Source organism: Bacillus sp. LR--39, from assembly GCF_053613335.1.
On record NZ_JBSIOT010000004.1, the window covers coordinates 155,149 to 169,821 of the forward strand.

Annotated in this window: 18 protein-coding genes; 9 read left to right on the top strand and 9 right to left on the bottom strand. The window is 47.7% G+C overall.

Features of this window, described 5'->3' with window-relative positions; translation table 11 throughout:
* The first annotated feature begins 2 nt into the window (after nt 1-2).
* From ACWHAR_RS17675 to nosA, 4 genes are all read left to right on the top strand, one after another.
* The gene (locus ACWHAR_RS17675; protein ID WP_032872280.1) at nt 3-965 is read left to right on the top strand and encodes a tripartite tricarboxylate transporter substrate binding protein; all 963 of its coding nucleotides are present in this window, start codon (nt 3-5) and stop codon (nt 963-965) included.
* Nucleotides 966-1,158: 193 nt separating this feature from the next.
* Nucleotides 1,159-2,457 carry a citrate:proton symporter gene (locus tag ACWHAR_RS17680; protein ID WP_032872282.1) on the top strand — a complete coding sequence of 433 codons (1,299 nt, stop codon included), beginning with the start codon at nt 1,159-1,161 and terminating at the stop codon, nt 2,455-2,457.
* Nucleotides 2,458-2,508: 51 nt separating this feature from the next.
* Nucleotides 2,509-3,303, top strand: coding sequence for an MBL fold metallo-hydrolase (locus tag ACWHAR_RS17685; protein ID WP_014417176.1), 795 nt, complete (start codon nt 2,509-2,511; stop codon nt 3,301-3,303).
* A 123-nt stretch (nt 3,304-3,426) separates the two neighbouring features.
* Nucleotides 3,427-4,518, top strand: coding sequence for a nitric oxide synthase (gene nosA, locus ACWHAR_RS17690; protein ID WP_032872284.1), 1,092 nt, complete (start codon nt 3,427-3,429; stop codon nt 4,516-4,518).
* Here the strand turns inward: nosA and ACWHAR_RS17695 are convergent.
* A complete protein-coding gene (locus ACWHAR_RS17695; RefSeq protein ID WP_032872286.1) occupies nt 4,512-4,784 on the bottom strand; it encodes an acylphosphatase in 273 nt (90 codons plus the stop codon). The genes nosA and ACWHAR_RS17695 overlap by 7 nt on opposite strands.
* A gap of 67 nt (nt 4,785-4,851) precedes the next feature.
* Between ACWHAR_RS17695 and ACWHAR_RS17700 the strand changes: the two genes are divergently transcribed.
* Entirely contained in the window at nt 4,852-5,511 is a 660-nt protein-coding gene (locus ACWHAR_RS17700) for an MOSC domain-containing protein (RefSeq protein WP_032872288.1), read from the top strand.
* Nucleotides 5,512-5,550: 39 nt separating this feature from the next.
* On the opposite strand, the gene ACWHAR_RS17705 is transcribed toward ACWHAR_RS17700, so the two are convergent.
* From ACWHAR_RS17705 to map, 4 genes are all read right to left on the bottom strand, one after another.
* The gene (locus ACWHAR_RS17705; protein WP_003155609.1) at nt 5,551-5,685 is read right to left on the bottom strand and encodes a YflJ family protein; all 135 of its coding nucleotides are present in this window, start codon (nt 5,683-5,685) and stop codon (nt 5,551-5,553) included.
* 178 nt (nt 5,686-5,863) lie between these two features.
* Nucleotides 5,864-6,019, bottom strand: a complete 156-nt coding sequence (locus tag ACWHAR_RS17710) for a hypothetical protein (RefSeq protein ID WP_007610027.1) — start codon at nt 6,017-6,019, stop codon at nt 5,864-5,866.
* Between the two features lie 82 nt (nt 6,020-6,101).
* Nucleotides 6,102-6,413 carry a DUF3243 domain-containing protein gene (locus ACWHAR_RS17715; protein ID WP_003155607.1) on the bottom strand — a complete coding sequence of 104 codons (312 nt, stop codon included), beginning with the start codon at nt 6,411-6,413 and terminating at the stop codon, nt 6,102-6,104.
* 56 nt (nt 6,414-6,469) lie between these two features.
* The gene (map, locus tag ACWHAR_RS17720) at nt 6,470-7,219 is read right to left on the bottom strand and encodes a type I methionyl aminopeptidase (RefSeq protein ID WP_014417181.1); all 750 of its coding nucleotides are present in this window, start codon (nt 7,217-7,219) and stop codon (nt 6,470-6,472) included.
* A 164-nt stretch (nt 7,220-7,383) separates the two neighbouring features.
* Between map and nagE the strand changes: the two genes are divergently transcribed.
* Together nagE and ACWHAR_RS17730 are read left to right on the top strand one after the other, a co-directional pair.
* Nucleotides 7,384-8,766 (top strand): N-acetylglucosamine-specific PTS transporter subunit IIBC, encoded by a 1,383-nt coding sequence (gene nagE / locus ACWHAR_RS17725; protein WP_032872290.1) that lies wholly within the window; start codon nt 7,384-7,386, stop codon nt 8,764-8,766.
* 127 nt (nt 8,767-8,893) lie between these two features.
* Nucleotides 8,894-9,337 carry a YfmQ family protein gene (locus tag ACWHAR_RS17730; RefSeq protein ID WP_032870670.1) on the top strand — a complete coding sequence of 148 codons (444 nt, stop codon included), beginning with the start codon at nt 8,894-8,896 and terminating at the stop codon, nt 9,335-9,337.
* A gap of 40 nt (nt 9,338-9,377) precedes the next feature.
* Here the strand turns inward: ACWHAR_RS17730 and ACWHAR_RS17735 are convergent, their stop codons facing one another.
* Nucleotides 9,378-11,315, bottom strand: a complete 1,938-nt coding sequence (locus tag ACWHAR_RS17735) for an LTA synthase family protein (RefSeq protein WP_032872293.1) — start codon at nt 11,313-11,315, stop codon at nt 9,378-9,380.
* Nucleotides 11,316-11,561: 246 nt separating this feature from the next.
* Between ACWHAR_RS17735 and ACWHAR_RS17740 the strand changes: the two genes are divergently transcribed.
* Nucleotides 11,562-11,939, top strand: a complete 378-nt coding sequence (locus ACWHAR_RS17740) for a DnaJ family domain-containing protein (protein WP_007610033.1) — start codon at nt 11,562-11,564, stop codon at nt 11,937-11,939.
* A 9-nt stretch (nt 11,940-11,948) separates the two neighbouring features.
* On the opposite strand, the gene ACWHAR_RS17745 is transcribed toward ACWHAR_RS17740, so the two are convergent.
* Genes ACWHAR_RS17745 through ACWHAR_RS17755 form a run of 3 tightly spaced genes read right to left on the bottom strand, consistent with a single transcriptional unit; the run spans nt 11,949 to nt 12,913 of the window.
* Nucleotides 11,949-12,380 carry an Hsp20/alpha crystallin family protein gene (locus tag ACWHAR_RS17745; protein ID WP_032872295.1) on the bottom strand — a complete coding sequence of 144 codons (432 nt, stop codon included), beginning with the start codon at nt 12,378-12,380 and terminating at the stop codon, nt 11,949-11,951.
* Between the two features lie 15 nt (nt 12,381-12,395).
* Entirely contained in the window at nt 12,396-12,638 is a 243-nt protein-coding gene (locus ACWHAR_RS17750; RefSeq protein ID WP_013351373.1) for a spore germination protein, read from the bottom strand.
* Between the two features lie 14 nt (nt 12,639-12,652).
* A complete protein-coding gene (locus ACWHAR_RS17755) occupies nt 12,653-12,913 on the bottom strand; it encodes a spore germination protein (protein WP_032872298.1) in 261 nt (86 codons plus the stop codon).
* Nucleotides 12,914-13,183: 270 nt separating this feature from the next.
* On the opposite strand from ACWHAR_RS17755, the gene treP reads away from it, so the two are divergent.
* Nucleotides 13,184-14,599 (top strand): PTS system trehalose-specific EIIBC component, encoded by a 1,416-nt coding sequence (gene treP / locus ACWHAR_RS17760; RefSeq protein WP_032872301.1) that lies wholly within the window; start codon nt 13,184-13,186, stop codon nt 14,597-14,599.
* The last annotated feature ends 74 nt before the right edge of the window (nt 14,600-14,673 follow it).

A 14,673-nucleotide genomic window follows, 5' to 3' on the forward strand; every position in this document is an offset into this window, starting at 1 on the left:
AAATGAAGCGGTTGGGAGTGTTTCTTGTCATGCTGGCGGCGCTGGTTTCTTTTGACGGACGGCAGATGGCGGGCATCCGTTCAGCCGAAGGGCCGGTTGAAATTGTCGTCCCGGCGGCGCCTCAAGGGGGCTGGGACGTAACGGCAAAAGCGTTGCAATCGGTAATAGAGCGGAAGCAAATATTAGGCCGGCCCGTAAAGATCGTCTATAAACCCGGCGGAGGCGGAGACAGCGGCTGGAAATATGTAAACGAACGAAAAACGGATGTCATCAGTATGAATTCAAGCCTGCTGTTAAGCAATGAAATTTTGGGACAAAGCCGGCTGAAGGCAGCTGATTTTACGCCTTTGGCCATTATCGCAAAAGAGTGGCAGACCGTCGCTCTTCCGAAGGATTCAAAGATAAAAAGCGGAAAGCGGCTGCTCGGCGATATTAAAGCACATCCGGGCGGCATAAAAATCGGATTTGCGCCCGGCCTCGGAAATGATGACCAGCTCTCCTTTGCGAGAGCGGCGGAAATGGCCGGAATTTCTCCGTTTGATATCCGCTTTTTTCAATACGGGAGCAGCAATGAAGTCATTGAAGCTCTTATCAGCCACGAGATAGACGCCGCCTCAATGACCATTTCAGAAGCGAGAGACGCCTATCGGAAAGGGAAAATCACATTGGCGGCCGTTACGTCGGACAAAAGGCTCTCCGGCTTCAGCGATGTGCCGACATGGAAAGAGCAGGGGGTGCCGTTTGTCTTTGCGCACTGGAGAGGCATCATGGGGCCGAAAGACATGACCGAAGGCGAGATCGCCTATTGGGATCAGGCTTTGAAACAGATTACCTCATCCGCGGAGTGGAAGCAAATGTTGAAAAAACGGGATTGGGAGAGCTTTTACAAAAACAGCAGCGGCGCAAAACGCTTTTTAGAAGAGCAGACCGAGTTCTATAAAGAGATGATGAGCAGCGAAAAATAAGCCTTCCGCATATTTGCGGGGAGGCTTTTTATTTATAAATGAACAAAATGAACGAAAAGGTTATAAAAAATTAAAAATCTTTAAAATCCAAAATATTTACTTCAATATCCAATTCTCATAAGATAGCAAAAAGGCGGATAAAGGGGATCGGGCCTTTAAAATGTAAGCGTATTCATAATAAGGGGGACATACTGTGTTAGCAATCTTAGGCTTTCTTATGATGCTTGTTTTTATGGTGCTGATTATGACAAAACGGCTTTCCGTGTTAACGGCGCTCGTATTAACACCGATCGTGTTTGCGCTGATTGCCGGGTTTTCTTTTAACCGGGTCGGCGAGATGATGATCTCCGGTATTGAACAGGTGGCGCCGATCGCAGTTATGATTATGTTTGCGATTCTTTATTTCGGCATTATGATTGATACCGGTTTATTTGATCCGATGGTGTCGCGTATTTTAAAGCTGGTTAAAGGCGACCCGCTCAAAATTGTAGTCGGAACAGCCGTTTTGACCATGCTTGTCGCACTGGACGGAGACGGCTCGACGACGTATATGATTACGACAAGCGCAATGCTGCCTTTGTATATCATGCTCGGAATCCGTCCGATTATTTTAGCGGGAATCGCCGGTGTCGGCATGGGTATCATGAATACGATCCCATGGGGCGGCGCGACGCCGCGTGCGGCGAGTGCGCTCGGCGTTGACCCGGCAGATCTGACGGGGCCGATGCTGCCTGTCATTGCCAGCGGAATGGTGTGTATGATTGTGGTCGCTTATGTACTCGGAAGGATGGAAAGGAAACGGCTCGGGGTGATCGAATTAAAGCAGCCGTCCCATACAAATGAAACGGCTGCGGCTGCGGAAGATGAATGGAGGCGGCCGAAACTATGGTGGTTCAATTTACTGTTAACGCTTTCTTTAGTGGGATTTTTAGTGTCAGGAAAAGTGAATTTAACCGTGCTGTTCATCATTGCGTTTTGTATCGCGCTGATTGTCAACTATCCGAAGCTTAACGATCAAAGGGAGCGTATTTCAGCCCATTCGAGCAATGTGCTTGCGATCGGTTCGATGATTTTTGCCGCAGGCGTGTTTACCGGAATTTTAACAGGGACGAAGATGGTTGATGAGATGGCCATTTCCCTCGTATCGCTTATTCCGGAACAGATGGGGGGGTTTATTCCGGCGATTGTTGCCTTAACGAGCGGTATCTTTACGTTTCTGATGCCCAATGACGCCTATTTTTACGGCGTGCTGCCCATTTTATCCGAGACCGCCGTGGCGTACGGTGTAGATAAGGTGGAAATCGCCCGCGCTTCGATCATCGGCCAGCCGATTCATATGTTAAGCCCGCTCGTGCCGTCGACACATTTATTAGTCGGGCTTGCCGGGGTCACGATTGATGAGCACCAGAAGTTTGCGATGAAATGGGCGGTTCTTGCTGTTATCGTCATGACGGCCTTTGCGCTCATCATCGGCGCAATCACGATTTTTTAACATAAAACACCCGGTTCGTCGCACACTAAAGGCATCAGAGGAGGTGCCATGATGAGTGATCCGTTTATGCCGCTTTTTTCAGTGAGAAGCGGCGCCGGTTTTAAAGCGGCGGACGGCGTTTACGGATTGACCGTGCAGATTGCGAATGTTTACTTTATCGAAAATCCCTCAGCTCCGCGGGAAATCATTCTGGTTGACGCGGGAATGCCTCAATCGGCGGAGATGATAACAGAAGAAATGAAACGCCGATTCAAAGAGGGGTATCAGCTGAAGGCGGTCATTTTGACACACGGCCATTTTGATCATGTCGGTGCGATTGAAGAACTGCTTGAGCTTTGGAATGTGCCGGTTTACATTCATGAAAAGGAGCTCCCGTACGTCACGGGGAAAGCAGATTATCCGCCTGCCAGGCCCGATGCGAAAAAAGGGCTTGTCGCAAAGCTGTCACCGCTGTTTCCGCGCCATACGATCCGCATTCCGTCCGTTCAGGCACTGCCTTCAGACGGTACCGTTCCGTTTCTTGAAGAATGGAAATGGGTGCATACGCCCGGCCACACACCCGGCCATATTTCATTATTCCGGGATAAAGACCGCGTTCTGCTTGCCGGTGATGCCGTGATCACTGTTGAACAGGAATCGCTTGCGGACGTTGTCATTCAAAAGCAAGAGCTTCACGGGCCGCCCGCCTATTTTACAGCGGATACGCAGACGGCGGCCGCGTCCGTTCAGAAACTGGCCGAACTGGAGCCGGAAGCGCTTTTGACGGGTCACGGAATTCCGATGACGGGAAAAAACTACCGTGAAGATTTGCTTACACTGGCTGAAAAACTGCATTCCGTTTTGTAAAACACCTGCGAAAATCACAGGTGTTTTTTCTATGCAGTTTCCAGTATGATACAAAAAAACCATTGTGTTCACTCCTAAAAACGATACAATGGGAAACAGATGTAAATTGAAGGAGAGAGTTTTTTGAAACATACGGAAATACTTTGGGATGAGGCGAAGGATTTTATTGATGTCTGCTATCAGGAACTCGGAATGGAATCGCAAATCAACGCGCGTCTTCACGCGATAAAAGATGAGATAGATCGGACGGGAAGTTACGTCCATACGGCGGAAGAGCTTGAACACGGGGCGAAAATGGCGTGGCGCAACAGCAACCGCTGTATCGGGCGTCTGTTCTGGCAATCGCTGAACGTCATTGACCGGCGCGGTGTGAACACGAAAGAAGAGGTGCGCGACGCATTATTTGAACATATTGAAATCGCCACGAACGGCGGAAAAATTAAACCGACGATTACGATTTTCCCTCCTGAGCAGAATGGCGAGAAACAAGTGGAAATCTGGAATCACCAGCTCATCCGCTATGCGGGATATGAGACTGAAAAAGGAAGAGTCGGTGATCCGGCATCATATGAACTGACGGCTGTCTGCGAAAAACTCGGCTGGCGCGGGAAGCGGACCGATTTTGATATTCTGCCGCTGCTTTTCCGGATGAAAGGGGACGGGCAGCCGGTCTGGTATGACCTGCCTCAGACGCTCGTGAAAGAAGTGCCGATCACCCATCCGGATATTGAAGAGTTTGCCGATTTAAATCTCAGATGGTACGGGGTTCCGATTATCGCCGATATGAGGCTTGAAATCGGCGGGCTGTCGTACAACGCGGCGCCTTTTAACGGATGGTATATGGGAACCGAAATCGGCGCAAGGAACCTTGCTGACGAAAAACGGTATGATATGCTCAAAAAAGCCGCTTCGGTCATGGGGATTTCCGCCAGCCTGAATACCGACCTATGGAAAGATCAGGTGCTGGTGGAACTGAATAAGGCAGTGCTCTATTCATACAAAAAACACGGTGTCAGCATTGTCGATCACCATACGGCGGCGAATCAATTTAAACGCTTCGAAGAACAGGAACAAGACGCGGGCAGAAAGCTGACGGGCGACTGGACCTGGCTGATTCCGCCGATCTCGCCGGCTTCCACCCACATTTTCCATAAATCATATGACAATACGATTGTGAAGCCGAATTATTATTATCAGGACAAGCCTTATCAGTAACTGATGGAAAAGGTGCGGTACCCTTTCAGACGGTGTGATTCTTCGATGGTTACGCCTGTGACATTTGAGAAGGGGCTGCCTTTTCTGACTGCTTCGGCAAATTGTTTTAACGACTCTTCAGGACCTTCGGCAAGGATTTCCACCCGGCCGTCATCACGGTTTTTTACCCAGCCGGCTATCTTATGTCTGTCGGCTTCCATCTGGACGAAGTAGCGAAAACCTACGCCCTGAACCCGACCGTCTGCAATCATATGATATTGAAGCATGGAAAAACCACCTTTTTCTTACTATGATAAAGGAAAGATATGAGATTTCGCAAAGGATGTGAACGAGGTGACGGAAGACTATTCTGTCTTATCTATCAATCTCGGAAAGCCCGCAATTCATGAATTTGCCGGCAGACAAATCAATTCCGGCATCATAAAGCTGCCCGCAGATTCTCCCGTCATGCTGTATAAAACCCATTTTGACGGGGACGGGCAAGCCGACTTGAAGCATCACGGAGGCCCCGATAAAGCGGTGTGCGTGTATCCCGCCGTGCATTATTCATATTGGGAAACAACGCTCGCGAGAAAACTTCCCGCCGCCGCGTTCGGGGAGAATGTAACGGTCAAAGGACTGGCCGAACAAGACGTGTGGATCGGAGACGTCTTTCAGCTGGGGGAAGCCGTCGTTCAAGTAAGCCAGCCGCGCCAGCCCTGCGTCAAACTCGCGCTCAAATATGGCATCAAAGATATGGTGCTCCGTGTACAGCAGACGGGATTTACCGGCTTTTATTTCAGGGTGCTTGAAGAAGGATATGTCGATCCGCGTCCCGTCCTCAAGCGTCTGTCGAGAGGCAAAGAAAGCATTTCCGTCTGGTATGCGAATGAAGTGAAATATCGTGATTCCGGCAATCTGTCAGCGATTGAAGAAATACTGCGGGAAGAAGCGCTGTCAGAAAGCTGGAGGGAGTCCTTCCTTAAAAAAAGAGACAGGCTCACTAATGTATAGAAAAAAGCCGTGCTGCACTGCCAGCACGGCTGATTTACGTTATGCTTGTTTTTTTGTTTCCAGCAGATTGGCAAGGAAGTACTTTTTGAAGCTTTGAAGCTTTCTTCCTTCATAGTGGGTAATTCCTTTTTTCTTTAACTCTTCTACATACCAGCCTTTACTGCCATAATGCATGTCAGAAAACTCCTTTCTCCGCTCTCCCGCTGGGGAGGTTTCTTCAGTTTTTGCCAAACTTTTGGCATTGTAACATCTATAAAAAGACGATGAAAAGGGATAACGCAAAAACTGAGACTTTCGATTCAGAGATGTAAAGCTTTCTTACATATATATGTAAAGGGCGGTCTTTTCATGCTTAATGGCCGGTTAATTTTAACAGCACCGTTCCGAGTGTCATGATTCCGAAAACGACGCCGAAATAAACCAGCATCCCCTTCTTTTTCTTCACTCCGTAAACGGTGAGAATGATGCTTTCAATAAAGAAAATAAACCCGAAGATAATAAACCACATGTTGAAAAATGGCTCCTTTCACAGACATATGTCCAGTGTAGCACAACTCTTATAACGGAGCATAAAAAAGCCGGGCACTGTATCAGTGTCCGGCAAGTTTGACGAGAAGCTGGGCCAAATGCTGTTTTTCATTGTCATCCGCAATGTCCCACAGTTCTTGTAAGAGTTTTTCTTCCGCATTGCGGGGCTCCTCGTGTTTGGCGAGATAGTCCCCGAGGATGGCGGCGCTTTTGATGATTTTGCTGTCATCCAGACCCAGTTTTTTTCCGGCGGAAATTTTCTGATGAAGGTACGCCTTAAATTCCTCGAAATCCTCTAAAATCTGCTGTTTCGTTACGCCGTGCATGGCGTGTATTTCGTTTTCGATTTTGATTTTTTCTTTATCTTTTTTCATGCGTCTCCCTCCTTCGGGTTAGTTGTTGTATACCTGTTTGGAAGGGAGATGAAACATTACAATGCAGTTAAAATAATCGGTTTGTCTTTTGTGATCACGATGGTGTGTTCCACTTGGGCGACAAGGCTTTTATCCGGCGTTTTATACGTCCAGCCGTCTCCCGTTTCAACAATCGTTTCCGCTTTCGTGGAAATAAACGGCTCAAGCGCGATCACGGTTCCGTTTTTAAGAAGCGCGTTATCAAACGGATCGTAGTAATTCATGATGTGGTTCGGCGCTTCATGGAGGTTTCTGCCGATTCCGTGGCCCGTCAGCGTTTTAATGACGGTAAATCCGTTGGAGCGGGCTTCATGGTAGACGGCTCTGCCGATCTGGTTTTGGCGTTTGCCGGCTTTTGCCTGATCCAATCCTTTCTGAAATGCGGATGCTGCGCAGTTACAAAGCTTTTGCAGACGTTCATCGCCTTCTCCGAGTACAAATGAAATTCCCGTATCGGAATAAAAACCGCCGAACTCCGCCGAAATATCGATATTGACAAGATCTCCGGCTTTTAAGATTTTAGAGGCGCTCGGAATGCCGTGAGCGACTTCGTCATTTACGCTGATACATGTCACGCCCGGGAAATCGTATTCCTTCTCCGGAGCGGAAGCGGCTCCGTGCTCGTCAAGCACCGCCTTTCCGATCAGGTCAAGATCTTTCGTGCTCATGCCGGGCTCGGCTTTTTTCTTCATTTCTTCACGCGCCAGCGCGACAATTCTGCCGATTTTTTTAAGGCCTTCTAATTCTTGATCGTTCGTTACAATCATTGTCATTCCCGCTTTCTATTTTTAATCATCTGATTCAAGCTTACCACAACTGGTTTATAAATAGAAAACCAACAAGCCTTATGTGAATAAATGAAGGAAAATTGGTATAGATCACTAGATAACTTATGTGGTATATTTAAGAAAAAAGAAGGGGGATGGGTAAAATGCTTCAATTTTTGCAAAAACTAGGAAAATCATTTATGCTTCCGATTGCCGTTCTGCCCGCCGTTGGTATTATTTTGGCCATCGGCAGAGAGGACTTATTAAATATTCCGTTCATTTACGCGGCGGGGACCGCGGTATTTGATCATCTGCCGCTGATTTTCGCGATCGGAATCGCGATCGGGATTTCCAAAGACAGCAACGGGGCCGCCGCTCTGTCGGGAGCAATTTCTTATATCATGCTGGACGCGGCTGTAAAATCAATCAATTCGACAAATAATATGGCCGTTTTCGGAGGGATTATCGCGGGGTTAATTGCGGGATACACGTATAATCGCTTTAAGGATACGAAGCTGCCCGAATATCTCGGGTTTTTCAGCGGGCGCAGGCTCGTTCCGATTGTAACGGCGCTGATTACCATTATTTTGGCGGGGATCTTCGGATTTGTGTGGCCGCCGATTCAGTCGGTGATTACGTCTTTCGGGGAATGGATGATCGGGCTTGGCGGAATCGGCGCGGGGATTTACGGGATTTTTAACCGGCTTTTGATTCCGTTCGGTCTTCATCATGTGCTGAATAATATTTTTTGGTTCCAATTTGGCGATTTTCACGGAAAAACGGGAGATCTGGCCCGCTTCTTTGCGAAGGATCCGACGGCGGGAACTTATATGACGGGATTTTTCCCGATTATGATGTTCGGGCTTCCGGCCGCATGTCTGGCAATGATTGCCGCGGCTAAGCCAAGTAAGCGCAAAGCGACGGCCGGAATGATGATCGGTCTCGCGCTGACGGCATTTATTACCGGAATTACAGAGCCGATTGAATTTGCATTTATGTTTTTATCACCGCTTTTGTACGGGGTTCATGCTATATTAACCGGGTTCTCTTTATTTATCGTGAATGTTCTCGGAATCAGGTCAGGTTTTTCATTCTCGGCGGGGGCGATCGATTATCTCCTCAGCTACGGCATTGCCGAAAAACCGCTTTTGCTGCTCGTTGTCGGGCTTTGTTATGCGGTGATCTATTTTGTCGTCTTCTATATGCTCATCAAAACGTTAAACTTGAAAACGCCGGGACGGGAAGATGATGAGGAAGAGGAAGAAGTGCTTAGTGAAGATACGGCCGGTTCCGTCGAAGAACATGCCATGCTCAAGGGGCTCGGCGGCAGGCAAAACCTCGAAACGATTGATCACTGTGCGACCCGCCTCAGGCTGACCATGCAGGATACGTCTCTCATTAATGAGGCGGCGCTTAAAAAAGCGGGAGCAAAAGGGGTTATCAAAACGGGGAATAAAACTGCGCAGGTCATTATCGGGCCGAACGTCGAATTTGTCGCGGAAGAGCTGAGGGAAGCCGTCCGCCGTGACGACCAGAAGCAGACTTGAAAAATCCGGATCACCTAGGTGATCCGGATTTTTTTTTGAACATATATCAAGTTTCACATAATGTACAAAAAACAACGTTTTCTTCTATGTTAAGATTCATGTAGAACAAGTATGGAGATGATGTAAGGTGACATGGATTGCAGTTGTTTCAATTGTTGTCATAAGCCTGATTAAGATTGTGCTGACATGCCTTCCTACCGGAGCGGTGGAATGGATTCTCCGCAAGTTTGAAACCCATTCGAAGCTCAGTGACGCGTCCGCTGCCGTTTCCCTCGGCGGAAAACGTCTGGAAGGCGAAGACAAACGCCGGGTGATTGATGATTTTAACGAAGCCGTGTTTATCGAACGGCATTATATATACCCAGGGGATGAAGAGCGTTATCTTCATCCGCAAAACGGAGCCGATCCGCTTGTCATTAAGACGAGAAAAGGAAAAAAAGATATGACGGTGTTTGTATACAGCTACGAAGACCATGTAGATGTCGTCAAACAGCAGAAAAAGAAAGTCGTCGCTTATTCAGTTCTTTCCGACAGCCTGCAAAAGCGCTCTATGGCCGCCGCCGGGAGCTGAACATAAAAAAGCCAGATCATTGATATGATCTGGCTTTTGTTTATTCTTTTTGATCATCTGCTGAGGAATCTTCACGCTTCGTATAATCGAATTGTGAAGGGTCCACTTTCTTAAAGCCTTTCGGCTGATAGAAACGAAGCAGATCGCCGTTGATGATCTTATCAGACATTTCAAGCTCAGTCTTGACGAGAGAGTCTTCTTTTTTGTCGACTTCTGAATCATCTAAAAGTCTTCCGGTTTTCGTATCGTAATACTTGCCGGACACTTTCGTATAGTTCGGCGAGATGAAGTCTCCGTTACGGAACGGAATGACTTCTCTGTGCTCTTTCGATAAGATATCTGAACCTGACATGAGATAATCTTTCGTATCGACGCCGAGCAGATGAAGAACGGTCGGCGCGACATCGACTTCACCGGCAAATTTATGATTGCGGCCGCCTTTCACGCCGGGAGCGTGGATAAAGAGCGGCACCCGCTGAAGCTGGGCATTGTCGTATTCATTGATCTCATCTTTGCCGAGCACTTTCGCCATCGCTTTATTATGGTTTTCGGAGATGCCGTAGTGGTCTCCGTACATCACGATAATCGACTTATCGTACAGGCCGTCTTTTTTCAGGTCATGAAAGAACTGTTCGATTGATTCATCCAGATAGTTCGCGGACTGGAAGTAATTATTGACGACTGAATCGCCAAAGTCTCCCGCCGGGAAGTCCGTGTCTTCTTTATCCATCCCGAACGGGAAGTGGTTTGACAGCGTAATGAACTTCGTATAGAACGGCTGCGGCAGGCTCTTTAAGAGCGGCATGGATTCTTTGAAATACGGTTTGTCTTTCATGCCGTAGTTTTTCGTGTTTTCTTCGCTCATGTCATAATAAGCGGAATCAAAAAACTTATCGATGCCTTCCGCTTTGTACATTTCGTTACGGTTCCAGAAAGTCTGCGTATTTCCGTGGAAAGCGGCAGACGTGTACTTTTTGCCTTTTAGGATCGCAGGAACGGACTGCAGCGTGTTTTGCGCTTTATTGACGAAAACCGAACCTTGCGACAGCGGGTACAGAGAGTTCTCCATCATAAATTCCGCATCAGATGTTTTACCTTGTCCCGTTTGGTGGAAAAAGTTATCAAAGTAGAATGTTTGATTATCGTGCGCCAGTTTGTTTAAAAACGGCGTCACTTCCTTGCCGTTAATTTTATAGTCAATGATAAAGGATTGCAGAGACTCTAATGAGACGTAGATGACGTTTTTTCCTTCGGCTTTTCCGAAGTAGACGTTGTTCGGCACGTCATAGTTGGCCTTCATATAGTTTTCCACATCCGTTACATCGCTTGAATCGGCAAGCGCGCGCTGGCTGTTTGATTTCACATTCTGCACGGCATCGTAAATCGTAAAGTTGTACGTGCCCAAGTATTTCACCAGATAGTTTCGGTCAAATGAGCGTGTCAAAAGCTCAGGACGGTCGGATTCCGCGACGGCGAGGTTGATCAGGAACATAAGCACGGCGGAAGCCAAAACGATTCTGAATGATTTCTTCGCCGGTTTTTCAGCCGGTTTTTTCATCTTAAGGGCCAAAATAATCAAAATGACGGTATCCAGGAAGTAGAAGGCGTCTGTCCATCTCATTAACGAGAACGCGCTGTCTCCGAGCTGGCCGCCGTTTGTCTTTGCCTGCATCATGACCGGGATGGTAATGAAATCATTAAAGAATCTATAATAGACGATGTTTGCAAAAAGCAAAAAAGACAATAAAAAATGAATCACAATAATGGCTGTCTGCTGTAATTTTTTCTTGAAAAGAAGCCCAAGTCCAAGAAAGAACAAGCTGGAGCTCAGCGGATTCACAAAAAGCAATATTTTCTGGATCGTGTTGTCTATGCCGAGGTTAAAGTTTAAAATATAAGCGACATATGTTTTCACCCACAATAACACGACCGCTATCAAGAAGAAGGCAAGTCCTCTTTCTTTTATAAATGTTTTCATTGTTACACTCCTTTTTTCCGATCACGGTTTACACGGAACGATAGAAAAAACGAACGTAATCAATATACCATGAAACCAGCAAATAGAAAAGGTGGAAAAGGCTCATCGGAAAAAGGGCGAAAAACGCTGTCGCAACGGCGGTTGATCTGTTGAATGACAGCTTTAAAACATATAAATGGAACAAACTGGGACCTATGTTTCCGTATGATCACACCCGGTTTCTATTGAAAAAAGAGGTGAACAGTAATGGATATTGCCCATATCGTGGCTGAAGATAAAATCAAGCGCGCCATTAAGGATGGAGAGTTCGCCGGCATCAAAGGAATGGGAAAGCCCCTGCCGAAAGACGATGCCGCACATCTTCCAGAATCGCTCAGAATGGGCTACCGCATATTAAAAAACGCCGGGATCGCCGAGGATGAAGGCGCGCTGAAGAAAGAGCTGATGACGCTCGATTATTTGATCGCCAAGTGCCGCAATGAACAGGAGCGGGATCACCTGCGGAACAAACGGACGGAAAAACAAGTCAGACTCGACAAACTGACGGAGGAGAAAGCCATGTTCTCAAAACCCGCATCTTCTCATTATAAGGAGAAAGTGTACAGACGGCTGGGCCGCCCGTAAGCCGGCTCTTTAGATTTTTTTCTGAAAAGGAATGTGCTCCATAAGGCGCGGGTAGGAAATGTGGAGCAGGCCGTTTACGCACTGCGCCTGTAACAGGCGGGGCTCAGCCGGTTCAGGAAGCTCAATCGTCTCATCGATTTCCCCGTAATACCGGTTTTGGCAGACGCCCATGTTCTTTGGAAAAAGGGGTGTGATGTTTCCTCTTATATGCAGCCGTGTTCTTGACAGCAGCCCCAATGTCAATTCTTCTTCGTAAACGCCGGGCATTTCCACAATGACAAATGTGTGCTGTTCATCCTGATAAATATCATAAGTCAGGGTGTTTTTTTGTAAGGAGAAAAAATCTTCGGGAGATTTCCGTTTCAGGACATTGGTCCAAAAGTCGCTGGGCTTGTGCTCGTTCGTAATCTCAAGCCACTTTCTCATTTTTTCGATATCCACTTCGGCAGAACCTCCCTATATTTGATTTGCGATCGGCATTGACGGGTTGGCGATCTGATCCTGGTCGCTCACGTCAGGGTCAAGATGGCCCGAATTCAAACATCCGGCGGCCGGCGAAAAATCCCCTAAAGAAAAGTTCGCGCCGACAAGTTTGCTGTTGGCGGTGTGGCTGTTTTGTACGGTCTGACCGATATCGACGTTTCCGTTTTGCGTTGCTCCGTTTACTTTTATATTGACGACGTTAATTTGGTAAGGCATTCATAAAAACCCCTTTAATCTATAGTGGGCGGTATCGGCATAACATTTGCGGTATCTGCGTTTCCGATTTCTGTCTGGTCGTTGACATCAGGATCATTTAACAAGTTCTCCATCATCGATTCTATAGGTGACGTATCGCCGAATGAAGAGTTCAGTCCTTGTGATTTGTTATTTGTGGTGGGACTGTTGTATGCCGCTTCCCCAATCGTAATAGATCCGTTGCCAGAAATACTGTTAATCTTCAAATAGTACAGGTTGATAACAGTGGATGGCATCTCTTCACACCTCTTTAACTTAGTTGTACAGTACTGTATGCTTTTTGTGCTCCTGTTGTGAATTCCGCCCGGACATGTTCCCGATAAAACAAGAAGTCAAGGCCCGGTTCCGGCGGGGCTTTTTTTGTTTCAGGGTCTTTCGCAGTATATTTGTGATGAAAGCGCTATAAAAATAGATTGACGACATGTATATACATCATTACAATAGAGTCATAAACATGTATATACAAGTTTGCGAGACAAAATGAAAACGGTTACGGAGGGGTTGGCATGGGTGAGTTTAACCGGGCTGCGCGGCAGATCGCTGAAGCTGTCGGCGGAATCGAAAATATTGAGGCGGCGACTCATTGTGTGACGCGTTTGCGGTTTGCATTAATAGATGAAACCAAAGTAAACCAAAAAATGCTTGATGCAATAGACATTGTCAAAGGATCTTTTGCGGTAAACGGGCAGTTTCAAGTCGTGATCGGGCAGGGGACGGTCAACAAAGTATATGCGGAATTAGTGAAGGAAACGGGGATGGGTGAAGCGTCCAAGGATGACGTGAAGAAAGCGGCAGCGCAAAACATGAATCCTTTACAGCGTGCTGTGAAAACGCTTGCAGACATCTTTATTCCGATCTTGCCGGCGATCGTCACGGCTGGACTTTTAATGGGTCTGAACAATATCTTAACGGCGGAAGGCATTTTCTACAGCGCCAAATCGATTGTCCAAGTGTATCCGCAATGGGCGGATCTCGCCAATATGATTAATCTGATCGCGGGGACGGCTTTCGCTTTTCTGCCGGCTTTAATCGGCTGGTCGGCAGTGAAGCGGTTCGGAGGAAGCCCGCTTTTGGGCATCGTGCTCGGGCTGATGCTGGTGCATCCTGATCTGTTAAACGCATGGGGCTACGGGGCTGCCGAGCAGAGCGGCGATATTCCGGTGTGGAACCTGTTCGGCCTTGAGGTGCAGAAAGTCGGGTATCAAGGTCAGGTGCTCCCGATTCTGCTGGCGTCTTATTTACTTGCCAGGCTTGAGCTCTTTTTGACGAAACGGACGCCGGAGGGTATTCAGCTGTTGGTCGTCGCGCCGGTGACGCTTTTGGTCATCGGTTTTCTATCCTTTGTCATCATCGGTCCGATTACCTTTGCGATCGGTAACGCGCTGACGGCGGGATTGATTGCCGTTTTCGGCCAATTCTCCGCCATCGGAGGCCTGCTGTACGGAGGGCTGTATTCGGCGCTTGTGATCACGGGGATGCACCATACGTTTCTCGCGGTCGATCTTCAATTAATCGGATCAAAGCTCGGCGGCACATTTTTATGGCCGATGCTCGCATTGTCAAATATCGCTCAAGGATCGGCGGCTTTGGCCATGATGCTGATCACAAAAGATAAAAAACAGCGGGGGCTTTCACTGACGGCCGGCATTTCCGCATATTTGGGCATTACCGAACCGGCGATTTTCGGCGTGAATCTGCGTTACAAATTTCCGTTTGTGATCGCCATGATCAGTTCGGGAATCGCGGGGATGTTCATCTCCGTCAAAGGCGTTCTCGCAAGCTCAGTCGGAGTTGGCGGCGTGCCGGGGATCTTCTCCATTATGAGTCGGTACTGGGGTCCGTTTGCGATCGGAATGCTGATCGTGCTGATTCTCCCGTTTGCGGGAACATACGGGTATGCGCGGCTGAAACGGCAAAAATAGAAAACCTGCGGGGCGCCTTCTATCAGGCTGTCCCTTTTCCCTTTCAATTCAAAACAATACAGGCGGTGAAGAAA